Source organism: Thalassobaculum litoreum DSM 18839, assembly GCF_900102465.1.
GTDB lineage: Bacteria > Pseudomonadota > Alphaproteobacteria > Thalassobaculales > Thalassobaculaceae > Thalassobaculum > Thalassobaculum litoreum.
The window spans coordinates 300,744-325,115 of sequence record NZ_FNBW01000003.1 but is presented as its reverse complement, the minus strand read 5'-3'; the positions used below and the strand labels follow the sequence as shown (position 1 = coordinate 325,115).

Below are 24,372 nucleotides of genomic sequence, written 5' to 3'. Positions count from 1 at the left end.
TGTATTCCAAGGAGATTATAGCAGCGTTTTCAGGCCTGCGCTTTGATTCCGCGCGCCGGAGCGCGCCGGCTCAGTCGCGGATGATCATCACCGAACAGGCGGCGTGCCGGACGACCCGGGCGGCGTTCGGCCCGAGCAGGAAGTCGGAAAGCTCGGGACGGTGCGAGGCCATGATGATCAGGTCGCAGTTCGTCCGCTGCGCCGCCTTGACGATCTCCTGATAGATCGTGCCGTGGGCGACCACGTGCTGCAGCTTCACATCGGCCGGGATCATCTTCTCGCAATAGGCATGAAGCTGCTCGCGCGTCGCCTCAAGCGCCTTGCCCTCGAAATCCTTGGGGAAGAAGCCGGCGACGATGCCGGAGTTGAACTCCGGCACAACCGTGACGACGTGCAGCCGGCTGCCGAAGGCTTTCGCCTGCCCGACCGCGGCGGCGACCGCCTTTCTCTGGGTCTCCGGCGAGGTCAGATCGACGGCCAGGAGAATATCCGAGAACATCGCGACCTCCCTCAGAACGCCGGCACGTCGGTGCGCCGACGCTGCAGGACGATGACCAGCCCGAGCAGCAGCAAGGCCGGAATGTAGAACACCTCCTTGGGCAGGCGCTCGGCCTCCACATGGATCTCGGAGATGCGGACCGGATCGTCCCCGTAGAAGTCGAAGCCGCTGAGCTTACGGCCCGGGATGCTGCCGGCGGGACCCGGCCGGAACGGCTCCTCCAGCTTGGCCACACCGTCCTCGATCATAACTAGCAGGTCGGCATCCTGCAGCCGCTGCTCGCCCGGGCCGGCGGCTCCGAGCGGCAGGATCAGCGTGGTCTCGTGGGTCGCGTCGAGATCGTTGAAATCCGGTCCCGTGACCACCAGGCGCAGCTCGCCACCGTCGGGCATCTCGCCCGCCAGTTCGATCACCCGTGTCGGTTCCACCGTCTCGAACGGATCCTGCATCAGGTCGAGCCAGAAACCCGGCCGGAACAGGGTGAAGGCGATCAGCAGCAGGGCCACCGCCTCCCAGGCCCGGTTCTTGGCGAAGAAATATCCCTGGGTGCCGGCGGCGAAAAGCAGCATCGCCACGGTCGCGACAATGAAGACGAAGACCGCCTCCATCGGCGTGACGTCGATCAGCAGCAGATCGGTGTTGAAGATGAACAGGAACGGCAGCGCCACCGTGCGCAGGGAGTAGTAGAAGGCGGTGAAGCCGGTCTTGATCGGATCCGAGCCCGAGATCGCCGCCGCCGCGAAGGAGGCGAGTCCGACCGGCGGTGTGACGTCGGCCATGATGCCGAAATAGAAGACGAACAGGTGCACGGCGATCAACGGCACGATCAGGCCGTTCTGCGCCCCGACCTCGACCACCACGCCGGCCATCAGCGAGGACACGACGATGTAGTTCGCCGTGGTCGGCAGGCCCATGCCGAGGATCAGCGAGAAGATCGCCACCAGCACCAGCATCGCCATCAGGTTGCCGCCGGACAGGAACTCGATGAACTCGCCCACCACCTGGTGCGCGCCGGTCAGCGAGATCGTGCCGACGATGATACCCGCCGCACCGGTGGCCACGGCGATGCCGATCATGTTGCGCGCCCCGGCGATCAGGCCCTCCAGGATCTCGGAGAAGCCGCGGGCGAAGCCATGGGCGACATCGCCGGTCTTGCGGAAGACGGCCTTCAGCGAGTGCTGGGTGATCAGGATGAACAGCATGCCCACCGTCGCCCAGTAGGCGCTGAGGCCCGGCGACAGCCGCTCGATCATCAGGCACCACACCAGCACCACGATCGGCAGCAGGAAGTAGAGGCCGGACAGCACCGTCGGGCGCACCTCCGGCAGGCTGTCCACCGGCGCGTTCGGGTCGTCGAGCTCCAGCTCAGGGAACCGCGCGGCCACCGCTACCAGGGCGATATAGGCCACCACGAACAGGATGCAGACGGCGTAGAAGGTCGCGTCGCCGAAGGCGTCCTTGGTCCAGCCCAGCGTGTAGTAGATGATCGCCGCCGGGATCGCGATGGCGAGGAAGCCGGTCAGCACGCCGAGCAGGCTCTGCAGCGCGGTACGCGGGCCGCCAGGCTTGGGCAGGCCGCGCATCCCGGCCTTCAGCGCCTCCAGATGGACGATGTAGAGCAGCGCGATATAGGAGATCGAGGCCGGCAGGAGGGCGTGGCGCACCACGTCGAGATAGCTGACGCCGACATACTCGACCATCAGGAAGGCGGCCGCGCCCATCACCGGCGGCATGATCTGGCCGTTGACCGACGAGGCGACCTCGACGGCGCCGGCCTTGTCGCCGGAGAAGCCGACCCGCTTCATCAGCGGGATGGTGAAGGTGCCGGTGGTGACCACGTTGGCGATCGAGGAGCCGGAGATCAGGCCGGTCATGGCCGAGGAGACCACCGCCGCCTTGGCGGGTCCGCCGCGCAGGTGGCCGAGCAGGGCGAAGGCGACCTTGATGAAGTAGTTGCCGGCCCCGGCCTTATCGAGCAACGAACCGAACAGCACGAACAGGAAGACCATGGAGGCCGACACGCCGAGCGCGATGCCGAACACGCCCTCGGTCTGCATCCAGAAGTGCCACATGGCCTTGCCGTAGGACGCACCCTTCCACTGGATCACTTCCGGGATGAAGGGCTGGTCGCCGAAGAACACATAGACCACGAACACCGAGGCGACGATCACCAGCGGCAAGCCGAGCGCCCGGTAGGTGCAGATCAGCACCAGCGCGATGCCGATGGTCGAGATCACCAGGTCGCCGGTCGTCGGCAGACCGGCGCGCAGGGCGATCGTGTCCTTGAAGACGATCAAATAGAGACAGGACACCACGCCCAGGATCGCCAGGATCCAGTCGTACCAGGGCACGCGGTCGCGCGGCGACGATTTGAACAGCGGATAGGACAGGGCGGCCAGAACGAAGGCAAAGGCCAGGTGGATCGCCCGTCCCTCGTCGGAGTTGAACACCACCGGCAGGCCGGTGAGATCCTGCAACAGGAACGGCAGGTCAGAGGCGTAGTAGAGCTGGAACAGCGACCAGGCTAGCGCCAGTCCGGCCAGCACCTTGGCCACGATCCCGGTCGGCACGCGGTTGCCGGTGTCGGTGGAGGCGACGAGGTCTTCGAGATCGACGGTTTTGGAGGTGCCGTTCTGGTCGCTCATGATCCCCCCGATCCTTGGAGCGGGCCCACGCGTCGGGCCGGGTCGTGCCTTGGGCGCCGGCACCAGCGGCACCGGGTCGACTGCAGAAAGAAAAGGCCGGGGCGGAACGGATCCGCCCCGGCCAGGGGATTACATCAGGCCGAGTTCCTTGTAGGCCTTGATCGCACCCGGGTGCAGCGGCGCGGACAGCGCCTCCTTCACCATCTCCTCAGCCTTGAGGTTGGAGAAGGCCGGATGCAGCTTCTTGAAGTCCTCAAGGTTGCTGAACACCGCCTTGGCGACGACATAGGCCACGTCGTCGGAGACCTTGGCCGAGGACACGAAGGTGGCGCCGACACCGAAGGTGTTGGTGTCGTCCGGATTGCCCGGATACATGCCACCCGGGATCACCGCCTTGCGGTAATACGGGTTGTCGGCGACCAGCTTGTCGAAGGCCGGGCCGGTCACGTTGACCAGGTTGGCCTCACAGGTCGACACGGTCTCGGAGACCAGCGCGGCCGGGTGGCCGACCAGCCAGAAATACGCGTCGATCTTGTTGTCGCACAGCGCCTGACCGGTCTCGGCCGACTTCAGCTCGGCGGCGAGCTTCAGGTCTTCGCGCTTCCAGCCGGTAGCACCCTCGATGACTTCCCAGGTGCTGCGGGTGCCCGAACCGGCATTGCCGATATTGACCCGGGTGCCCTTGAGGTCCTCGAAGTTGGTGATGTTCGCGTCCTTGCGGGCGACGATGGTCACCGGCTCGGCATGGACGGAGAACACGCTGCGCAGGTCCTCGAACGCGCCGGCGCTGGCGAAGTCGCCGGTGCCATTATAGGCGTGGTACTGCACGTCGGACTGGGCGACGCCGAACTCGAGCTCGCCGGCGCGGATCGTGTTCACGTTGTAGGTGGAACCGCCGGTCGACTCCACGGAGCAGCGGATGCCGTGCTCCTTGCGGTCGCGGTTGACCAGACGGCAGATCGCGCCGCCGGTCGGGTAGTACACGCCGGTCACGCCGCCGGTACCGATGGAGATGAACTGCTGGTTCTGAGCCGAAGCCGGAGCGGAGCCGCCGGCGACAAACGCGCCCGCGCCCAGCGCCACGGCAAAGGTAGTGGCAAGAAGCCGCTTCATGTGAAGTCCTCCTAAAGACTCTCTCGTTAATCTTTTTCGGATCCGGCGATCTCCTTTGGGAGCTGCCGTCAGGGGTCCCGCCGGGTCGCGTTCCCTGCTCCCCCACGGGACATCGCCGTGATCCAAGAGCCTCAGCCCTTGGGCCTACTATGGGGGGCAGTTTCACAGAAGGTCAACAAAGCCGTGCCCAGCCGCGCACCGGGCAAGTCGGGCACAATTCAACGGGATGCATGGTTACGACGCGTTAACCATCTTCGACGATGACGGGTGGCCGCGACCGCCTGCCGCGTTGTTCCGGAGGCCGGGCGCCCCATTTCGCTGTCATGGACCCGACGCGGACAGTCCCGGAGCACCCGGAAGCCGGCACGGCGCCCCAGAACGGCGCCGACACCCCCGTCCACTACGATATCCACGTCTATTACAACGGCGCCTGCCCGGTCTGCCGCAGCGAGATCCACCATTACCGGAAGGTCGCCCGGCGCCATGGGGTGGACGGGATCGCCTGGACCGACATCACCACCGAGGCGGGCCTGCTGTCGCCATGGGGGGTGGACGACGACGCGATCGTCCGCCGCCTGCACGTGGTCGACGGCGAGGGGCGGTTGCTGGCCGGGGTGGACGGGTTCATCGAGATCTGGAAGCGCCTGCCCCGCTACGGCTGGCTCGCACGGCTGTCGTCGGTGCGCTGGATCAAGCCGCTGGCGGATGTGCTCTACGATCGGGTGCTGGCGGCGGCGCTGTACCGCTGGAACAAGGCCAAGGGCCGCGTTCCCCCGCCTCCGGCGCCGACGGCCTGAGAACAACTCTGCCGCCCGCCCAGGTTGCCAGTTTTGGCCACCCGGGCCATATGGCGCTTCTTCTACCCGCCGATGGAGCCTTGCGTGACCGAACTGTCCGGAAAAATTGCCGTTATCACCGGTGCCTCTGCACCACGCGGGATCGGTCAGGCCATCGCGCGCCGGCTGGCTACCGACGGTGCCACCGTTGTCGTGACCGACATGGAGGGCGCCTTTTCGCTCGAGGGCCGCAGCTACGACCGTACGGAACTGCTCAACAACCTCGCCAACGAGATTGCCGCGAACGGCGGCACCGCACTCCCCCTGAGCCTTGATGTCACCCAGGTCGACGACATTACCCGCTGCATCAATGCGGTTCGGGATCGGTTCGGTCGGATCGACATACTGGTAAACAACGCCGGTTCCCTGGCGGGTTCAGCCGCTTTCATGGAGACGGCGCCGGATCAGTGGGAGAGCAGCTTTCGGGTCAACCTGCTGGGCCCGGTCATGCTGTGCCAGGCCGTAATCCCGGCCATGAGGGCGGCTGGCGGTGGACGGATCGTCAATATCGGCTCCACCGGCAGTCTTGGCGCGGAACCCGGCTTCGGTGCCTACACCGCTATGAAACACGCGCTGGCTGCCCTGTCGAAGACCATCGCCGCCGAGGAAGGCCAATACGGCATCCTGTGCAACACCGTCTGTCCAGGCTTTATCATGACCGACATGCACATGGCGGCGAACCAGCGCCTGGCGGAGGAAGCCGGCATCGAAGTCGAGGAAATGCAGGCCCGCCGCTATGCCACTGTTGCCACACGCCACGCGGGTCAACCCGAGGACGTCGCCGCCGCCGTCGCCTACCTTGCAAGTTCCCAGGGTCGCTACGTGACGGGCATTAATCTGCCGGTCAGCGGCGGCGTTCCCTACGGCATCTGAGCCGGGTTCTGGCCACCCGGGCTACGCCGCCAGCGCCGCGTCGACCGCGTCGCCCAGCTTCTCCACCAGCTCGGTGATGTGGCTCTGGTCGACGATGAACGGCGGGGCGACGAGGACGTGGTCGCCGTGCCTGCCGTCGATGGTCCCGCCCATCGGGTAGACGATCAGCCCGCGCTCCATCGCCTCGCGCTTGATCACCGCATGGAGCTGGCGGGCCGGATCGAAGGTCTCCTTGGTCGAGCGGTCGGCCACCAGCTCGATCGCCATGAACAGGCCGCGCCCGCGGATGTCGCCCACATTGGCGTTGTTGCCGAACCGCGCTTCCAGCGCCCGGCGCAGGGCCGCTCCCTGCCGGTTCACGTTCTCCAGCAGGTTGTCGTCGCGGATAACCTCCTGCACGGCGAGGCCGGCGGCGCAGGCGGCCGGGTGGCCCATGTAGGTGTGGCCGTGCTGGAAGAAGCCGCTGCCGTCGCGGATCGCCTCGAAGATCCTGGTGTCGACCAGCACCGCGCCGATCGGCTGATAGCCCGCGCCCAGGCCCTTGGCGACGGTCATCAGGTCCGGCGCCACCCCGTCCTCGTCGCAGGCGAACATGTGTCCGGTGCGCCCCATGCCGCACATCACCTCGTCGAAGATCAGCAGTACGCCGTGGCGGTCGCAGATCTCTCGGATCCGCTTCAGGTACCCCGGCGCCGGCGGCACGGCGCCGGCCGTCGCCCCCACCACCGGCTCGCAGATGAAGGCGGCGACCGTCTCCGGCCCGGCCTGCTGGATCGCCGTCTCCAGCTCGTCGGCGGCACGCCGGCCGTATTCTTCTTCCGTCTCGTCCACCCGCTTCTCGCGGTAGGAGAAGCACGGCGCGATATGGGTCGCCTCCATCAGCATCGGCTGGAACTGGGCCCGGCGCGCCGCGTTGCCGCCAACCGCCAGGGCACCCAGGGTGTTGCCATGGTAGCTCTGGCGCCGGGCGATGATCTTGTGCCGCGAGGGCTGGCCGATCTCGATGTAGAACTGGCGCGCCATCTTCAGCGCCGCCTCCACCGCCTCGGAGCCGCCGGAGACGAAATAGACCTTGTCCAGCCCGCCGGGCGCGGCCTGCGCCAGATGGGTCGCCAGCTTCTCCATCGGTTCGTTGGAGAAGGCGCCGGTATGGCCGTAGGGGATGGCGTCGAGCTGCCGCTTGATCGCCTCGATCACCTTGGGATGGCTGTGCCCCAGGCACGACACCGCCGCCCCGCCCGAGCCGTCGAGATAGCGCTTGCCGTCGGCGTCGACGATATAGCAGCCGTCGCCCTTCACGGCGATCGGCGGCTGCAGGCGGGCGTTGCGGTGAAAGACATGGCTGGTACGTGCGGACATGGGGCGGCTCCGGAGACGGGAAGACCGTATCGAACGCCTCGCAGGAGAGGCCGTCAAGCGCGGGAGTTGGGGCGCGAGGGGCTTGCCCGCTCCGTGATCTTCTCTCTCCCTCCCCTTTCAATCAGTCCGCGGATTTGTTCCGGGGACTGATTGAAAGGGGAATGGACGCGAGAGAAGAGCGACGGAGTATCAGAAGCCCACAGGATTCTTGGCGTGCTGCCCGTGTCCGTGGATACTTCGGCGATGATTCTCTTCTCACAACGCCATTCGCCGTTCGCCCGCAAGGCCGAGGTCGCCCTCCTGGAGGCCGGCCTCGCCACCATCGAGGTCCGGCACCTGGCCGATCACGTCTCCCAGGGCGACGAGGCGGTCTATCCGGAGAACCCGCTGAACACCGCCCCGCTGCTGATCCTGGACGACGGCCGCAGTGTGTTCGAGAGCGAGGAGATCTGCTTCTACATCGACGAGTTCTCCCGCGGCGCCCTGATCCCCAAGGATGCCGGCGAGCGCGAGGCCGTCCTGACCCTGCAGCATCTGGCGACCGGCCTGTGCGCGCTGGGCGCCGATCTGCGCTGGGAACTGCAGCAGAACGACATGGGCATCAGCGTGCCCGGCCTGCGCGAGGACCTGATCGCCCAGCTGGGGGCGGCCTACGACATCCTGGAGAACGGCCCGCCCATGGACCGCACCCCCGGGGAAGCGGTCGCCGATATCGGCACCATCGCCCTGGCGACCGCATTGGACTGGCTCACCTTCCGCGGCCTCGACCGCTACCTGGCCCCGCACCCGAACCTGGACTGGTGGGTCGACAGCTTCCGGGAGCGGCCGTCCATGGCCGCCACCGAATACGAGGACCTGTCCGACCTCTGACGCGCGCTCAGCCCCTCGCGCAGTCCCATGCTTAGCCGTGCAGCGCGCGCCAGACCCTCTCCGGGGTCGCCGGCATGTCGATATGCTTGCCGCCCAGCGCGTCCACCACCGCGTTCATCACCGAGCCCAGCGCCCCGGCACAGCCCGCCTCGCCGCAGCCCTTCGCGCCCACCAGGTTGGTGGTGCAGGGCACCGGGTGGCTGTCGTAGCGAAACATCGGCGCCTCCTCGGCGCGCGGCATGGCGTAGTCCATGAACGAGCCGGTGACGATCTGGCCGCTCTCGTCGTAGCGCACCTGCTCCATCAGCGCCTGGCCGATGCCCTGGACGATGCCGCCATGGGCCTGGCCCTCGACCAGCATCGGGTTCACCACCACGCCGAAATCGTTGACCATGGAATAGCGCACCACCGCCACATGGCCGGTATCCGGGTCGATCTCCACCTCGGCCACATGGCAGCCGTTCGGGAAGGCCGAGGGGCCGGTCTCGTGGGCCAGGCTGACATCCAGGCTCTGGGGCACGTCCTCGGGCAGGTCCAGCCCGCCGCGGATCTGATCGGCCAGATCCATGATGGCGATGCTGCGGTCGGTGCCGGCCACGGTGAAGGTGCCGTCAGCGAACTCGATATCGGCGACCGCCGTCTCCAGCACATGGGCGGCGATCTTCCTGCCGTTCTCGATCATCGCATCGCCGGCCTCGATGATCGCCCCGCCGGAGGACATCATCGACTTCGAGCCGCCGGTGCCGCCGCCGACGATCAGCTCGTCGCTGTCGCCCTGCAGCAGGCGGATCCGGTCGAACGGGATTCCGGTGCGCTGGTGCAGCACCTGGGCGAACGCGGTCCAGTGGCCCTGGCCGTAATCGAGGGTGCCGGTGATGATCGTCACCGTGCCGTCCTCCTCGAAGCGCAGGCCGCCCATCTCCTTGCCCGGAGGGCCGGTGACCTCCAGATAGTCGCTCATGCCGATGCCGCGCAGCCTGCCGCGCGCCTCGCTCTCCGCCCGCCGTTCGGCGAAGCCGTCCCAGTCGGAGAATTTGACTGCCTTGTCGAACACGGCGGGGAAGTCGCCGCTGTCATAGGTCATGCCGGACGGCGCGGTGTACGGAATCTGGTCGGCGCGGATCTGGTTGCGCCGGCGGATCTCCAGCCGGTCGATGCCCATCTCGGCCGCCGCGGTGTCGAGCAGCCGCTCCACGTAGTAGTTGGCTTCCGGCCGCCCGGCGCCACGATACGGGCCGATGGTGGTGGTGTTGGTGAGCACGCACTTGGCGTTCACGTCGATCACCGGGGTCTGATAGACCGAGATCAGGTTCTTCACCGCGTTCAAGGTCGCCGGTTGCGGTCCGACCGGGCTCAGATACGCCCCCATATCGGCGTGGATGTCGGCGCGCAGGGCGAGGATGTGTCCGTCCCTGTCGAAGGCCATCGACGCGTCCACCACATGGCCGCGCCCCTGGTGGTCGGAGACGAAGGCGCCGCTGCGGTCGTCGACCCATTTCACCGGCCGGCCGAGCTGCTTGGCGGCGTGCAGCAGCGGGAAGTATTCCGGATAAGGCCCGCCCTTCATCCCGAAGGAGCCGCCCACGTTCTTGGTGATGACCCGGACCTTGTCGGTCGGCACCTTCAGCACCGCGTTGGCCAGCGCATTGCGCAGCCCGAAGGCGCCCTGGCTGCCGGCGATGAAGGTGTATTTCTCCTCCGCCGGATCGTAGCTGGCGATGGCCGAGCGCGGCTCCATTGAGGCGACGACGACCCGGTTGTTGACCAGGGTCAGCTTGGTCACATGCGCCGCGCCGGCGAAGGCCCTCTCCGCCGCCTCGGCGTCGCCATAGTGGTAGTCGAGGCAGACGTTGTTCGGCACGCCCTCATAGAGCTGCGGCGCGCCGTCCCTGGCGGCTTCGACCGGGTCGGTCACCGCCGGCAGCTCGTCGATGTCGAGCATCACCATCTCGGCCGCGTCGCGGGCCTGGGACTGGGTCTCGGCGACCACCATGGCGACCGGATCGCCGACGAAGCGCACCACGTCCTCGGCCAAGCCGGGCCGCCGCGGCTTGTGCATGTCTGAGCCGTCGCGGTTCTTGAACGGCACCACGCAGGGGATGCCGCCGAAACCCGCCAGGTCCTTCGCCGTGTAGATCGCCAGCACGCCCGGCATGGCCAGCGCGTCGTCCAGGTCGATGCCCTTGATCACGCCGTGCGGCACCTGGCTGCGCACCACATAGCCGTAGGCCTGGCCGTCCAGATTTACGTCGTCGGTATACTCACCGCGCCCGGTCAGCAGGGTCGGGTCCTCGCCGCGCGGAACCGGCTGTCCGACGCCGAATTTCAGGGTCGCAAGGTCGCTCTCGTGCAGGACGTTCATGTCCGCTTACCTCTTGGCTCGGGATCTGTCGGGACGGCCGTTATCGTTGCAGGAATGCTAGCGCAGGATCGCGCCGTGAAAACCCCGCGAAACGGGAAAGACACTTTTGGCCCAAAGCCGGGACAGGTGGATCCGCCTATCGGCCACGGCTACCCACGCTCGGGCGTCAGCTTAGCCGCAGGGTCCAGACAACCACGTCCCGCAGCACGATGCCGAGCGCGGCGTCGAACGTGTGGACGATATCGGACATCCTGTTGGACGGCGCGGGACGCTTGGTCTCGAACCCCTGGGACGCGGTGATCGTGCGCTGGGGCATCTGCACCATCTTGACGTTGACGCGTACGTTGATGGTCGGGATCTCCGCCCCGTCGAAATACTCCGCCTGAAACTCCCGCAGCTCGACCTTCAGGGTGAAGTCCGACCGGAAGCTGACCCCGTCGCGACCGACGCCGATGATCCGGTTGGAGTTCTCGAAGGATTCTATCAGCAGCCGCTGCACCATGTTCGGCGCGTCGTCGACCCAGGCCACCCCGGCGTAATAGTCCAGGGTCAGAGGCTCCCGCGCCACGGCGATCCGCGCGGACGACAGGCCGGCCGGCGCACTCGGCCGCTCGACGGCGAGCTGCCAGGGCGCTTCCGGCAGATCGGCCGGATAGGTGCTCTTCGGCGTCAGCGTGTACATCTGCGGCGGCCGCTTGCCGATCGGCAGCTGGCTGCAGGCCGCCGTGAGCCCTGCGGCGCCGGCGGCGGCCATGCCGCGGGCGAGAAACGTCCGTCTGCGCAGATCCGTCATTGTTCGGCCTCCACCTGTCCGTCGCGATCCCCGAACAGGAACTGCGACGGGTCTCGGTCGATCTGGCGCAGCACGCGGTCGATGTTCGACACCAGGAAACGCGCCTCCACCAGAAACTGTGTGAGTTCATATAGGCCGGTATTGGTGAAGTCCTTCATGCCGGGCCGGGCGTCGGCCAGCATGCCCTCCAGCTCCCCCGCCGTCGACGCGATGCGGTCGCCCGCCTTGGCCAGGGAGCCGGACAGGGCCGCCACCTCGTTGTCGAGCCCGACCGCCGTGCCGCGCACCGTGGCCAGCGTCGCGGACGCCTCCTGCATGAGCGGACCGACCTCGGCCGCCGCCTGGCGCAGGTCCTCCACACTGGCCGCCGCGCCGGAGATCACCGCCTCGATCTCGTCCGACCGGTCGGCGACGGTCGTGCTGACCGTGGCGAGATTGGCGAGGAGCATGCGGAAGTTCTGCTCGTTCTCCTCGCTGAGGAACTCCTCGATCCGGGCGATCACCACCACGAGCCGGTCGGCGATCTGCGGGGCGGTCTCGAACACCTTGCTGAGCGCCGACGAGCGGGCCGGGATGCGCGGGACCGGACGATCCCCGGTCGGTTCCAGCTCCTCGGCGTCCGCCGTGCCGCCCTCGATCTGGATGAACCCGATGCCTGTCAGGCCCTGGGCCTGGAGCACCGCGTACATGTCCTTCTTGATCGGAACCTCGGCGTCGACCTCGATATCCACGCGGATCACCTCCACGTTCTCGGGATCGATGCGGATATCGCTGACGGTGCCGACCGGCACGCCGCGATAGCGCACGGGACTGCCGGTGCTGAGCCCGTCGACCGCCCCCTGGAATTCGATGAGGAAGGGCCGGGTCTCCTGATCGAGGCGCACGCCGCCGAACCAGATCGCCAGGAAAAGCCCGCCGACGAACAGCACGATGGCGAAGGCGCCGACGGTGACATAGGAGGCACGGGTCTCCATCGCCTACTCCTGCGCGCCGGCCAATGCCGGCCTGTCGAAGGCGGCGCGGGCGCGCGGGCCATGAAAATAGCTGCGGATCCAGGGGTGCTGGCTGCCCGTCAGCTCCTCCATGGTGCCGACGACGATCTTCTTGTCGACCAGAACGGCGATGCGGTCGCAGATCCGGGCCAGGCTGTCGAGATCATGGGTCACCATGACCACAGTGAGCCCGAGCGCGCGGCGAAGGTCCAGAATCAACTCGTCGAAATCCGAGGCGCCGATCGGGTCGAGTCCCGCCGTCGGCTCGTCCAGGAAGACCACGTCCGGGTCCAGCGCCAGCGCCCGGGCAAGCCCGGCGCGCTTCTTCATACCGCCGGACAACTCCGACGGAAACTTGCCGCAGGCGTCCGGCGGCAGGCCGACCAGCGACACCTTGAGCCGGGACAGCTCGTCCATCAGTTGCGGCGGAATCCCGCCGCACTCGCGCATCGGCACCTGGATGTTCTGGCCCACGGTCAGGGCGCTGAACAGGGCTCCGTCCTGGAACAGCATGCCGAACCGGCCGGCCAGCGCCTCGGTGGAGGAGCCGTCCCACGCCACCGTCTCGCCGAGCAGGGTGACCTCGCCGTCCGCGGGCTTCTGCAGCCCGATGATGGTGCGCAGCAGCACGGTCTTGCCGGTGCCGGAGCCGCCGACCACGCCGATGATCTCGCCGCGCTTCACGGTCAGGTCCAGGCCGTCATGGATCGTCGTCGTCCCGAATCGGGTCACGACGCCCCGCACCTCGATCGCCGGTCCGTCCTGCGGGGGTGCGGCGCCGGTCATATGCCGATCTCCGCGAAGGCGACGGCGAAAAGGGCGTCGAGCACGATCACCAGGAAGATCGATTCGACCACCGCCCGGGTGGTGTAGCGGCCGACGCTCTCGGCACTGCCGGACACCCGCAGCCCGTCGTAGCAGCCGACCAGGGCGATCACGAGGGCGAAGACCGGCGCCTTCAGCATGCCGGTACCGAAATCCCAGAAGCTCACCGCCGCCTTGAGCTGGGTCAGGAACTGGGCGAAGGACAGATCGAGCAGAAACAGCGCGACCACCGATCCGCCGAGCAGGCCGGCCGCATCCGCCCAGACGGTCAGCAGCGGCATGACGATGATGAGCGCGATCAGCCGCGGCAGGACCAGCACCTCCACCGCCGACAGCCCCATCGTCTCCAGCGCATCGACCTCCTGGTTGACCTTCATCGTGCCGATCTGGGCGGCGAAGGCGCTGCCGGAGCGGCCGGCGACGATGATCGCGGCCAGCAGGATGCCGATCTCGCGCAGCACCGCCACGCCGACCAGGTTCACCGTCAGGATGTCGGCGCCGAACTGCTTGAGCTGCAGCGCGCCCATATAGGCGAGCACGATGCCGACCAGAAAGCAGAGCAGGCCGACGATCGGCAGGGCGTTCAGGCCGGTCGCCTCCATCTGCGCCACCGTCGCGGTCACCCGCAGGCGCCAGGGCCGCACCAGCACACCGCCCAGAGTCACCAGGGTGTACCCGAAGAAGCCGGCCAGATTGCGCCCGACATGCGCGGCGTGCAGCACGGCCCTGCCGGCCCCCTCCAGCGGCGCCAACAGGCCGGTGCGGGACGGTGGGGCGACGGGCGCGCGCGGATCGGGGACCACGGCCTTGTCCAGGATGGGACGGTAGGCGTCGGAGAGCCCGCGCAGTTCGGTCTCCGCGCCGCGCGCCTCCGCCTGCTCCAATGTCCGGCGGATCGCCCAGGCGCCGGCGCTGTCCAGCCCCGTCAGCCCCTCGGCCTCGACCACAAGACGATGGATCGGCCGGCGGGCCGTCGCGCGGAGTTCCCGGTCCAGACGCCGCATCGTGTCCAGCGTCCAGCGTCCCGACAGCCGCAGGACGAGGGCCCCGCCCTCCTCCCGCAGGTCGAGCGGATCAGCAACTCCGATGTCGGCCACATACCCTCCCGTTCGATAGCTGGCGGCATTCTACTGCGTCGCCGCCGCCACGAACAGGAGAGCGCCGGGATGGTTCCGCTCTTGCCGGTCGGTCGACGACCCGGGGCTGAAGCGAAGTTGAACCGAATTACTACACATTCTTCATGGTCCGACGGTACGCTCTGCCGGATCGGTGCCGCATCGGCCCGGTCATGCAAGCAGGGAGGAATGGCCATGAAGACATTCGACAGGCGCACGGTTCTGCGGTCGACGGCGATCGCCGCCATCGGCTGTGCCTGCTGCGGGTCGCTGTCCGCCACGGCGAACGCATCCGGCGGCAGCGGTTGGAGCTACGAAGGCGCCACCGGGCCGGCCGAGTGGGGATCCATCGGCAACGACTACGCCGCCTGCTCCCAGGGAAGCGCCCAGTCCCCGATCGATCTCGCCTCGCCGATCCCGGCCGAGTTCCGGCCTGCGGCACTGCGCTGGCAGGATGCCACCGACGGTCAGGTGATCAACAACGGCCACACCATCCAGGTGAACGTGCCCAACGGCAGTGCCGTGAAGCTCGACGGCACGACCTTCGAGCTGGTGCAGTTCCACTTCCACCATCCCAGCGAGCACCTGATCGACGGCAAGGCGCTGGCGATGGAGGCGCATTTCGTCCACCGCTCGGCCGACGGCGCCCTTGCGGTGCTCGGTGTCCTGATCGGCGAAGGGACGGAGAGTGCGGCGCTGGCGCCGATCTGGTCGGCTATGCCGCAGGACAAGGCCGAGGGGGCGGTCGTCCCGGTTGCGCTGAAGGACTTCGTGCCGGTCGACCGCGCCCAGTTCCGCTATGCCGGTTCGCTGACCACGCCGCCCTGCTCGGAGATCGTCAACTGGGTCGCCTTCAAGACCCCGATCCAGGCGTCGCGGGAGCAGATCGCGGCCTTCGCCACGCTGTTCCCGATGAATGCCCGGCCGGTGCAGCCGCTGAACCGCCGGTTCCTTCTGCTCGGCGGGTAATCCCGGCGAAACCACAACCTGTCTAGGCGCAGGGTGCGGCCGTTGCTAGCGTCCTCCCCATAAAAACACGGGAGGAAACACGACATGGCCACCAACGGACACACCCTGCTGCCGACATCCCTGGTCGGATCCTACGCCCAGCCGAACTGGCTGCTCGACCGCGCAAAGCTGGCCGGGCGGTTCCCGCCGCGCACCCGGGCGCTGGAACTCTGGCGGGTGGATCCGGAATTTCTGGAGGAGGCGCAGAACGACGCCACGCTGCTGGCGATCCGCGATCAGGAGCGCGCCGGCCTCGACATCATCACCGACGGCGAGGCCCGTCGGGAGAGCTACTCCAACCGCTTCGCCACCGCGCTCGACGGTGTCGACATCGACAATCCCGGCACCGCGCTGGACCGCTCGGGCCACCCGAACCCGGTCCCCCGCGTGGTCGGCCCGATCAGTCGCAGGCACGCGGTTCAGGTCGAGGACGTGAAGTTCCTGCGGGCCAATACCGACCGGCGGATCAAGATCACCGTCCCCGGCCCCTTCACCATGTCGCAGCAGGCGCAGAACGATTTCTACAAGGACGAAGCGGAGCTGGCGATGGCCTATGCCGCCGCCGTGAACGCCGAGATCAAGGACCTGTTCGCCGCCGGTGCCGACATCGTACAGGTGGACGAGCCCTACATGCAGGCCCGCCCGCAGAAGGCCGAGGAATACGGCATCGAATGCCTCAACGCCGCTCTGGACGGGGTGAAGGGCGAGACGGCGGTGCACATCTGTTTCGGCTACGCCGCGATCATCCACGAACGCCCGGCCGGCTATAACTTCCTGCCGCAGCTCTCGCGCTCGACAGTGGACTCGATCTCCATCGAAACCGCCCAGTCCAAGCTCGACTGCACCGTGCTGGAGGAGCTGCCGGAAAAGAAGATCATCCTCGGCGTGCTCGACCTGTCCGACATGGCGGTGGAGAGCCCGGAGACCGTCGCGAAGCGGATCCGCCGCGGACTGGAACACCATCCGGTCGACAAGATCATCGTCGCCCCGGATTGCGGCCTGAAATACCTGCCGCGCGACGTCGCCTTCGGCAAGATGAAGGCGATGGCCGACGGGGCCGCGATCGTGCGGGCGGAGCTGTAGAGGCCCCTGACCACCGACCGATCCGACCGGCAACGGATGGAACCGGCCCTTCTCAGACGGGCCGGTTTCCTCTAAGGGAATGCGCGTGCGGCAACCCGAGCGGAGGACGTCCCCGTGGATCTCAAGGCCCATATTCGCGCGGTACCGGATTTCCCGAAGCCGGGCATCCTGTTCTACGACATCTCCACCCTGCTGGCCCATCCGGCCGCCTGGAAGGAAACCGTCGACCGGCTTGCCAAGGTCATCGCGCCGTTCAAGCCCGACCTGCTGGCCGGCATCGAGAGCCGGGGTTTCCTCACCGCCGCCCCGCTGGCGCTGGAGCTGGGCCTGGGTTTCCTGATGGTGCGCAAGAAGGGCAAGCTGCCCGGCCCGACCGTGCCCTACACCTACGACCTAGAATACGGCACCGACACGGTAGAGATCCAGGAAGGGGCCGTGCAGCCGGGCCAGCGCGTGGTGATCCTCGACGACCTGCTGGCCACCGGCGGCACGCTGAGCGCCTCGGTGGAACTGCTGCGCAAGGTCGGCGGCGAGGTCGCGGGCGGCGCCTGCATCATGGAGCTGAGCTTCCTTAAGGGCCGCGACAAGCTGGATATCCCGTTCGAGAGCCTGCTGCAGTACGACGACTAAACGGGCGTGTATCCTCCTTCATGCACTCCCCGGACGTGTTGCGGGGCAGGCCATAAGCTTGCGCGAACTCTCAACGGTTCGAGCAGGCGGACGGGATTGCCCCGGAACACGTCCGGGGCGTGCGCGAAGGAGGGAGACGGAGAAGAGAGCCCCCAGAATCTTGACCCTGCGTGATCTTGCGCGGGTGTCGTGCGCGCCCTATCCATGAAGTTCGTCGGCGTTTCTGCTACAGATCCGCCCGAACGGATACCCAAGGACACAAGCCTTCGGTCAATCGCCCGCGCGCCCCGAAACCGCGCGGCGTCTGGATGAGGAGAGAACCCATGACCGCTTGCATCGTCGGATGGTCCCACCTGCCCTTCGGCAAACGCACCGAGGACGACGCCGAAAGCATGATCGTCCAGGTCGCCACCGCCGCCCTGGAAGACGCCGGCCTGACCCCGGACGACATCGACGCGGTCTATCTCGGCCACTTCAACGGCGGATTCGAGAAACAGGATTTCACCGCCTCGCTCGTGTTCCAGGCCGATGACCGGTTCCGCTTCAAGCCGGCCACCCGCGTGGAAAACGCCTGCGCCACTGGCTCGGCCGCGGTGCATCAGGGCATCCACCTGATCGAGGCCAAGAAGGCCAAGCGCGTGCTGGTCGTCGGCGTGGAAAAGATGACCGCACTCGGCGGCAAGGAGATCGGCGAGACCCTGCTGAAGGCCAGCTATCTGAAGGAGGAGGCCGGCATCGACGGCGGCTTCGCCGGCGTGTTCGCGCAGATCGCCCAGGCGTATTTCCAGCGCCACGGCGACAACATGGACGCGCTCGCCAAGATCGCCGCCAAGAACCACAAGAACGGTGTCGCCAACCCCTACGCCCAGATGCGCAAGGATCTCGGCTACGAGTTCTGCCGCACCGAGAGCGAGAAGAACCCCTATGTCGCCGGCCCGCTGAAGCGCACCGACTGCTCGCTGGTTTCAGACGGGGCGGCCGCCATCGTGCTGACGGACGTGGACACCGCGCTGGCCATGGACAAGGCGGTGATCTTCCGCGCCGCCGCCCATGTGAACGACTTCCTGCCGATGTCGAAGCGCGACATCCTGAAGTTCGAGGGCTGTTCGGTCGCCTGGAAACAGGCACTGGCCCAGGCGGGGGTGAGCCTCGACGACCTCTCCCTTGTGGAGACCCACGACTGCTTCACCATCGCCGAGCTGATCGAGTACGAGGCCATGGGCCTGACGCCGGAAGGCCAGGGCAAGCGCGCCATCCTGGAGGGCTGGACCGAGAAGGACGGCAAGCTGCCGATCAACCCGTCGGGAGGGCTAAAATCCAAGGGCCACCCGATCGGCGCCACCGGCGTGTCCATGCACATCATGGCGTCGATGCAGGTGCGCGGCGAGGCCGCCGACATGCAGGTGAAGGACGCCAAGATGGCCGGCGTCTTCAACATGGGCGGGGCGGCCGTCGCCAACTTCGTGTCGATCCTGGAGCCGCTGCGCTGAGATGACGGACGGCCGGGTGATAGAGGGGCGGGATCCGACATACCGCATCCGTCAGGCCCGGCCGGACGAACTGCATCTGCTGGCGGAGATCGACATCGCCGCCGACCGGCGGTTCGACGCCACGCTCCATGCCGCCGCCGTCGCCACCTATGCACCGGTGCAGGTGGACGATCTGGCGGCGATGCAGGATGCATGGCGACTGTGGGTGGCAACCGATGGGGACGGCGCGCCGGTGGCCTTTGCGCATACCCATACCGACAGCGACACGGTGCTTCACCTGGCCCAGGTCTCGGTGCATCCGGACCATGCGGGGCACCGGTTGACCGACGGGTTCCTTAAGGCGCTGATCCGCTACCACCAGGGCCGGGGGATCGCCGAGATCACGCTGACGACGTTCCGCGACGTGCCCTGGAACGCGCCGTATTACGCAAGGCTCGGCTTTGCGGAGATCCCGGACGCGGAGGCCGACGCCGATCCCCATCTCGGCCCCCGGCTGGTGGACCAGGTCGCCCACGGGTTGCCGCGCGACAGCCGGGTGGCAATGCGGCTGGTGCTGGGCCGCTGACGCCTCTCTTTTTCGATCGTTCACCCACTCCCCGGCCATGTGCCGGGCCCTACCCCTCAGTTGGCACAAACCCTCGGCGGCTCGTACCGGCGGACCCGTGGGCCCCGGAAAAAATCCGGGGAGTGTGCGAGGAGGGAGGCTATGTATGCAGGAGATCGGCGGCCGCCCGATCGGCTCCCGCCTCCCCGTCCTCCCCCAGCGGATCGCGTGGGGTGAGCTTGTGGCGGATAACCAGCTCGGCCAAAGCGGTGCGTTTCTCATCGCCGAGCAGGGAGCCCTCCGACGCCAGCAGGCAGGCCGACGCCGCGTGGTACAGGCCGGAAGCGACGCTGCGCGCCCGGTCGTCGGCTCCCTCCGTCGCCGCGCCGACAGCCGCCACCGCCCGGCGCAGAAGCCCGTCGAGACGGGTCCGCAACGCGTCCGCCACCCCGGCCTCCGCCATCCGCCGCGACAGCGCCTCCCCCAGCGCCGTATGGGCCGCCTCCTTGCGGGCCGCGCGCAGCACATCGAGCGCCACGATGTTGCTGGTCCCCTCCCAGATCGAGCCGAGATGGGCGTCGCGCACCAGCCGGGGCTCCGGCCATTCCTCGATATAGCCGACCCCGCCGCGCGCCTCCATGCCGTCGCCGGCCACCTTGCGGGCGTCGCGGCAGACCCGGAACTTCACCAGCGGCGTCAGGATCCGGCGCAGCTTCAGGCCCTCCGCCTCCCCGGCATCGGCCCGGGCCAGCGCGTCGGCGGTGAACAGCGTCACCGACAGCGCCTGCTCGGCCGGCAGCATAAGTTTCAGCAACTGCCGGCGCTGCAGCGGCAGATCGATCAGCCGGCTGCCGAAGGCCGAACGCCCGCGCGCCACGGCCAGCGCTTCCCGCAGGGCCCGGCGCATCATCCCGGCCGAGCGCACCGCGTTGGACAGCCGCGACTGGTTGATCATCTCCGCCATCTGCACGAAGCCCTGGCCCGGCTCCCCCACCATCCAGGCGGCCGCCCCCTCCAGGGTGATCTCGCCCGAGGCCATCGACCGGGTGCCGAGCTTGTCCTTCAGCCGCACGATCCGATAGGCGTTGCGGCGGCCATCCGACAGGTCGCGCGGCAGCAGGAACAGCGACACGCCCTTGATTCCCGCCGGCGCCCCTTCCGGCCGGGCCAGGACCAGGGCGAGGCCGGCATCGGTGTTGGAGCAGAACCACTTGTCGCCCCACAGCCGCCAGCCTTCGCCGTCCCGCCGGGCCACGGTCTCGGTCGCGCCCACGTCGGAGCCGGCCGCCTTCTCGGTCATGAACATGGCCCCCTGGATCTGCGTCTCCAGGCTTTGTGCCGTCAGGCCCGGGAGACAGCGCGCCACCAGATCCGGATCGGCGTAGCGCCGGATGGTGCGGGTCAGCGCGTCGGTCATGCTGATCGGACAGAGCAGGCCGAACTCGGCCTCGGCGAACAGGTACTGGAAGGCGTATTTGGCGGCAGGCGGCATCGGCCGGTCGAGGCCCAGGGCCGGCCGGTGCGACATGGCGGCCAGGGAAAAATCCTGGAAGCCGATCCGCTCCATCTCGACATAGGCGGGATGCTTGTCGATCGCCTGCACGTCGCGGCCCTGGCGGTCGCGGGGACGCAGCACCGGCGGGTTGCGGTCGGCCTCATGGGCTAGCGCGTCCAGGCGGCCATGCACCAGCCCGCCGAGGCGGCGGAACGCCGGGGTCAGAACCTCCAGGTCGGCCGGGTCGAGATACAGGCCGAGCACGGCCCGCAGCGACGCATCGTCGTCGAAGGCGTTGACGCCACGCGTGTCCGGCTGAAGTCCGTGCGGTGTTGCGGTGACCGACAGATCCATGGCTTCCTCCCGTATCGGCCCTCTTGTCGGGGCTGGGAGAAGCCTACACCCGGGAGTGAGCGATGACCGATACCTTCAAGGCCTACCTGCTGCGCGAGGGCGACGACCGCAAGGTCACCGGTGCCTTCGAGGAGGTGGCTATGAGCGACCTGCCGGAGGGGGACGTGACCGTCCGCGTCGCCTATTCCACCGTCAACTACAAGGACGGCATGGTGATGGGCGGTATCGGCCGTCTGGTGCGCAGCTATCCGCATGTGCCGGGGGTCGATTTCTCCGGCGTTGTGGAAGCCTCCGACAATCCGGGTTTCAAGCCGGGCGACAAGGTGGTGCTGACCGGCTGGCGGGTCGGCGAGATGCATTGGGGCGGCTATGGCGAGCTGGCCCGGGTGAAGGGCGACTGGCTCGTCAAGCTGCCGGACGGGCTGTCGCTGTCGCGCGCCATGGCGCTGGGTACCGCCGGGTTCACCGCCGGGCTCGCCGTCGACACCCTGGAGGCGGCCGGCATGACGCCGGCCAAGGGCGAGGTGCTGGTGACCGGGGCCGCCGGCGGGGTCGGCAGCGTGGCGGTCGCCCTGCTCGCGGCCAAGGGCTACACCGTCGCCGCGGCCACCGGCCGGGCCGAGACCCATGACTATCTGACCGGGCTGGGGGCCGCGTCCTTCATCGACCGGGCGGAACTGGCCGAACAGCCGGGCCGGCCGCTCAACAAGGAGCGCTTCCAGGCGGCGATCGACAATGTGGCCGGCCCGACCCTCGCCAACCTGCTGACCCAGATCGCCTATGGCGGGTCGGTCGCGGCGGTCGGCCTCGCGGGCGGCAACGAGGTGGCGACGACGGTGCTGCCCTTCCTGCTCCGAGGCGTGAACCTGCTCGGCATCGACAGCGTGATGTGCCCAGCCGAGCGGCGCCAGAAGGTCTGGTCGATGATCGCCGGCAACCTGCCGATGGAGAAACTCGACGCGATCAGCCACAGCCACGGCTTCGACGAACTGCCGGCCCTGGGCAAGGCGATCCTCAAGGGCGAGGTGCGGGGCCGCGCCGTGGTGACGGTCGGCGGAGAATGAACGGACCCGGCCCTACGACACCCCGGGGCTCGAGCCCCGGGGCACTCTGGGCGGGACCGCTCGCAACCCTCAATCGATCGTCATCCCGGTGAGGCCCGGGATGACGACTTTGAAGACTTGAAATGAAGCACCTTCCCCTGAACGCCCCGGACGTCGGGCCGGAGCTGTCGAAGGGCGCCCCGCCATCACCGGAATCGGCTACACTGGTCTCCTTCGTCCTCGAATTCTGGAGCTTTGCATGCCCCGCCTCGCCACCGCCCTGGTCCTTGCCAGCGTTCTGATGCTTTCGGCCTGCTTCAAGGACAGCAAGGCGGAGATCGCCAAGAAGGCGGAGAACGCCGCCACCGTGGAGGAGCTGCGTGCGGCGATCGGCGAGCCCGACGAGTTGAACAAGGCCGGACCGCTCGAGGAATGGATCTACGACGCTTCCGACGGCACGGTGCGCTTCCCGATCCTGGCCGGCAAGGTCGGCCCCTTGGTGACCGGCGGAAAGCGTCAGTAGGCGCCACGTTTCGAGGGCAGCGCCTAGAGCAGATCGTGCGGTGACGGGGCCGGCAGACGGCCGGGCTGCTGCGCGAGATCGGCCTGGCCGAGACCGTCGCCACCACGCCCGAGGCCTATGCGGACAACGTCGAGAGACTGGTAAGCGATCCGGATTTCGCTGCGGACCTGCGCCGGCGGGTGGAGAGCGAGGCGCCCCGCATCTTCGGCCGGACCGACGGGGCGGATGCCCTGACCGACCCCATCGTCGCGGGGACCTGAGGCCCGAAAAGGAAAAGGGCCGATCCAAGGACCGGCCCCCACCTTCAGGTCATGACCGAAACGGTCACTTCATCTCCAGGCTCAGGCCCTTGTAGAGACCGGCGCCGTAGATGCCGTGCGCCTCGACCGGCTTCAGCTTCGGGCCGGCGGCGACGAACATCGGCTCGTGCACCAGTGGGATCCAGACCACGGCGTCGTGGACCTTCTTCTCCACCTTGGCGTAGGCGGCGGCCCGGTCGGCGTCGTTCAGCGCACCGCGCGCCTCGAACAGCCACTGGTCGGTTTCCTTGTCGTCCCAGTTCATGCGGTTCGGGCTCGGCATGTTGGCCGACGGGAAGTACAGGTTCAGGGCGTCGCCGGCCGACACGTACGGATAGCTCATGGTGTACATGTCGAAGTCCTGGGTCTTCAGCTTGCCCCAGACGACCGTGGCGTCGAACAGCTCGACCTGCATGTCGATGCCGACCTTGCGCAGATCGCCCTGCACCGCCTCGGTGAGCTGACGCCAGATGTTGGTGAAGCTGTAGGTGACCAGCTCCAGCTTCTTGCCGTCCTTGTAGCGGAAGCCGTCGTCGCCCATCTTCCAGCCCGCCTCGTCCAGCAGCGTCGCCGCCTTCTCGGGATCGTAGCCGAACAGGCTCTCGTCGATCGCCTCCTCCGAATAGTCGAGGGTGCCCGGATGGACATAGGCGGTGGCCGGCTCGGCCTTGCCGAAGAACGGGCCTTCGGCCAGCGCCTTCTGATCGACCGCCAGGTTGATCGCCTCACGCACCTTCACGTCGCTGACGTTGTCGCGGGTGATCTTGAAGCCGATGTAGAAGGTCCAGAAGTAGAACGGCGGCTGGGTGACCGAGATCTGCGGGTTGGCCTCGAGCTGATCGATCGACCAGTACGGCAGGTACTGGGTCACGTCGCCCTGGCCGGTCTGGATGCCGGCGACCACGTTGTTCTCTTCCGGCACGATCTTCCAGACGACCTTGTCGACCTTGGCCGGGCCCTGGGTCTCGTAGAATGCCGGGCCCCAGGTGTAGGCATCGTGCTTGGTCATCACGAGTTCGTTGCGCGGCTCCCAGCTTTCGAAACAGTACGGGCCGGTGCCGTCGAAGCCCTTCACGCCGAAATCGTCGCCCAGTTCGTTGACCTGATCGACGTTGATGATCGTGTGGAAGTGCTGGGTCATCTGGTACAGCAGCTCGGAATACGGCTGAACCAGCTCGTACTCGACCGTGTAGTCGTCGACCGCGCGGACTTCCTTCACGTCGCCGGCGCGGTTCTTCACCACGCCCTTGTCGAGGTTCAGCCAGCGGTCGATCGTCGCCTTCACGTCGGCGGCGGTGAACTTCTTGCCGGAGCAGAAGGTCACGTCATCGCGCAGGTGGAAGGTGTAGAGCTTGCCGTCCTCCGACACCTCCCACGACTTCGCCAGCAGCGGATGGATGGTCTTCATGTCCGGGCCGAGCGCGACCAGCGTGTCGCCGACCATGAACATGATCTCCGCCGTCGAACGGGCGGTGGACGTGTGCGGGTCGTAACGGTCGGTGTCGATCTGACGCATGACCGTGACAGACGACTGAGCCGACGCGGTGGTCGACAGCGGCACGGCGGCCGCGAGCGCAATCGCCCCTGCCGCGAGCCACTTTGTTGCGTGTCCCATTGGTTA

21 protein-coding genes are annotated in these 24,372 nt (G+C 67.6%); 10 read left to right on the top strand and 11 right to left on the bottom strand.

Going from position 1 to position 24,372, the window contains the following annotated elements:
• Positions 1–70: 70 nt before the first annotated feature.
• The 3 genes from BLS34_RS06710 to BLS34_RS06700 all read right to left on the bottom strand — a co-directional run bounded on the left by BLS34_RS06710 (position 71) and on the right by BLS34_RS06700 (position 4,257).
• Positions 71–499, bottom strand: a complete 429-nt coding sequence (locus BLS34_RS06710) for a universal stress protein (RefSeq protein WP_028795449.1) — start codon at positions 497–499, stop codon at positions 71–73.
• Positions 500–510: 11 nt separating this feature from the next.
• A complete protein-coding gene (locus BLS34_RS06705; protein WP_093149097.1) occupies positions 511–3,144 on the bottom strand; it encodes a TRAP transporter permease in 2,634 nt (877 codons plus the stop codon).
• A 129-nt stretch (positions 3,145–3,273) separates the two neighbouring features.
• Positions 3,274–4,257 (bottom strand): TAXI family TRAP transporter solute-binding subunit, encoded by a 984-nt coding sequence (locus BLS34_RS06700; protein WP_028795451.1) that lies wholly within the window; start codon positions 4,255–4,257, stop codon positions 3,274–3,276.
• Positions 4,258–4,580: 323 nt separating this feature from the next.
• Between BLS34_RS06700 and BLS34_RS06695 the strand changes: the two genes are divergently transcribed.
• Together BLS34_RS06695 and BLS34_RS06690 are read left to right on the top strand one after the other, a co-directional pair.
• Complete coding sequence (locus tag BLS34_RS06695; protein WP_175474134.1) at positions 4,581–5,054, top strand: thiol-disulfide oxidoreductase DCC family protein; 474 nt, start codon at positions 4,581–4,583, stop codon at positions 5,052–5,054.
• An 84-nt stretch (positions 5,055–5,138) separates the two neighbouring features.
• Positions 5,139–5,966 (top strand): SDR family NAD(P)-dependent oxidoreductase, encoded by an 828-nt coding sequence (locus BLS34_RS06690; protein ID WP_175474133.1) that lies wholly within the window; start codon positions 5,139–5,141, stop codon positions 5,964–5,966.
• A gap of 21 nt (positions 5,967–5,987) precedes the next feature.
• Here the strand turns inward: BLS34_RS06690 and BLS34_RS06685 are convergent, their stop codons facing one another.
• Positions 5,988–7,325 carry an aspartate aminotransferase family protein gene (locus tag BLS34_RS06685; RefSeq protein WP_093149090.1) on the bottom strand — a complete coding sequence of 446 codons (1,338 nt, stop codon included), beginning with the start codon at positions 7,323–7,325 and terminating at the stop codon, positions 5,988–5,990.
• A gap of 243 nt (positions 7,326–7,568) precedes the next feature.
• On the opposite strand from BLS34_RS06685, the gene BLS34_RS06680 reads away from it, so the two are divergent.
• Complete coding sequence (locus BLS34_RS06680; protein WP_093149087.1) at positions 7,569–8,195, top strand: glutathione S-transferase family protein; 627 nt, start codon at positions 7,569–7,571, stop codon at positions 8,193–8,195.
• Positions 8,196–8,226: 31 nt separating this feature from the next.
• Here the strand turns inward: BLS34_RS06680 and BLS34_RS06675 are convergent, their stop codons facing one another.
• The 5 genes from BLS34_RS06675 to BLS34_RS06655 form a co-directional block, all read right to left on the bottom strand.
• Positions 8,227–10,557 (bottom strand): xanthine dehydrogenase family protein molybdopterin-binding subunit, encoded by a 2,331-nt coding sequence (locus BLS34_RS06675; protein WP_093149085.1) that lies wholly within the window; start codon positions 10,555–10,557, stop codon positions 8,227–8,229.
• A 166-nt stretch (positions 10,558–10,723) separates the two neighbouring features.
• Positions 10,724–11,350 (bottom strand): ABC-type transport auxiliary lipoprotein family protein, encoded by a 627-nt coding sequence (locus tag BLS34_RS06670; RefSeq protein WP_093149083.1) that lies wholly within the window; start codon positions 11,348–11,350, stop codon positions 10,724–10,726.
• Positions 11,347–12,324, bottom strand: a complete 978-nt coding sequence (locus tag BLS34_RS06665) for an MlaD family protein (protein WP_093149081.1) — start codon at positions 12,322–12,324, stop codon at positions 11,347–11,349. Before BLS34_RS06665 ends, BLS34_RS06670 begins: the two co-directional genes overlap by 4 nt.
• Before the next feature lie 3 nt (positions 12,325–12,327).
• Positions 12,328–13,128 (bottom strand): ABC transporter ATP-binding protein, encoded by an 801-nt coding sequence (locus BLS34_RS06660; protein ID WP_093149080.1) that lies wholly within the window; start codon positions 13,126–13,128, stop codon positions 12,328–12,330.
• Positions 13,125–14,264 (bottom strand): MlaE family lipid ABC transporter permease subunit, encoded by a 1,140-nt coding sequence (locus BLS34_RS06655; RefSeq protein WP_093149078.1) that lies wholly within the window; start codon positions 14,262–14,264, stop codon positions 13,125–13,127. Before BLS34_RS06655 ends, BLS34_RS06660 begins: the two co-directional genes overlap by 4 nt.
• 213 nt (positions 14,265–14,477) lie before the next feature.
• Between BLS34_RS06655 and BLS34_RS06650 the strand changes: the two genes are divergently transcribed.
• From BLS34_RS06650 to BLS34_RS06630, 5 genes are all read left to right on the top strand, one after another.
• Positions 14,478–15,251, top strand: a complete 774-nt coding sequence (locus BLS34_RS06650; protein WP_093149076.1) for a carbonic anhydrase — start codon at positions 14,478–14,480, stop codon at positions 15,249–15,251.
• An 84-nt stretch (positions 15,252–15,335) separates the two neighbouring features.
• Positions 15,336–16,373, top strand: coding sequence for a uroporphyrinogen decarboxylase family protein (locus BLS34_RS06645; protein ID WP_028795459.1), 1,038 nt, complete (start codon positions 15,336–15,338; stop codon positions 16,371–16,373).
• A 114-nt stretch (positions 16,374–16,487) separates the two neighbouring features.
• The gene (locus BLS34_RS06640; RefSeq protein ID WP_028795460.1) at positions 16,488–17,003 is read left to right on the top strand and encodes an adenine phosphoribosyltransferase; all 516 of its coding nucleotides are present in this window, start codon (positions 16,488–16,490) and stop codon (positions 17,001–17,003) included.
• Between the two features lie 323 nt (positions 17,004–17,326).
• Entirely contained in the window at positions 17,327–18,493 is a 1,167-nt protein-coding gene (locus tag BLS34_RS06635; RefSeq protein WP_028795461.1) for an acetyl-CoA acetyltransferase, read from the top strand.
• A gap of 1 nt (position 18,494) precedes the next feature.
• Positions 18,495–19,058, top strand: coding sequence for a GNAT family N-acetyltransferase (locus BLS34_RS06630; protein ID WP_093149075.1), 564 nt, complete (start codon positions 18,495–18,497; stop codon positions 19,056–19,058).
• Positions 19,059–19,197: 139 nt separating this feature from the next.
• Here the strand turns inward: BLS34_RS06630 and BLS34_RS06625 are convergent, their stop codons facing one another.
• On the bottom strand, positions 19,198–20,886 hold the full coding sequence (locus BLS34_RS06625; RefSeq protein ID WP_093149073.1) for an acyl-CoA dehydrogenase family protein: 1,689 nt from the start codon (positions 20,884–20,886) through the stop codon (positions 19,198–19,200).
• Positions 20,887–20,948: 62 nt separating this feature from the next.
• On the opposite strand from BLS34_RS06625, the gene BLS34_RS06620 reads away from it, so the two are divergent.
• Both BLS34_RS06620 and BLS34_RS06615 read left to right on the top strand, forming a co-directional pair.
• Positions 20,949–21,950 (top strand): MDR family oxidoreductase, encoded by a 1,002-nt coding sequence (locus BLS34_RS06620; RefSeq protein WP_093149071.1) that lies wholly within the window; start codon positions 20,949–20,951, stop codon positions 21,948–21,950.
• A gap of 238 nt (positions 21,951–22,188) precedes the next feature.
• The gene (locus BLS34_RS06615; protein ID WP_028795464.1) at positions 22,189–22,452 is read left to right on the top strand and encodes a hypothetical protein; all 264 of its coding nucleotides are present in this window, start codon (positions 22,189–22,191) and stop codon (positions 22,450–22,452) included.
• 324 nt (positions 22,453–22,776) lie between these two features.
• On the opposite strand, the gene BLS34_RS06610 is transcribed toward BLS34_RS06615, so the two are convergent.
• Positions 22,777–24,366, bottom strand: a complete 1,590-nt coding sequence (locus BLS34_RS06610; protein ID WP_028795465.1) for an ABC transporter substrate-binding protein — start codon at positions 24,364–24,366, stop codon at positions 22,777–22,779.
• Positions 24,367–24,372 lie beyond the last annotated feature (6 nt).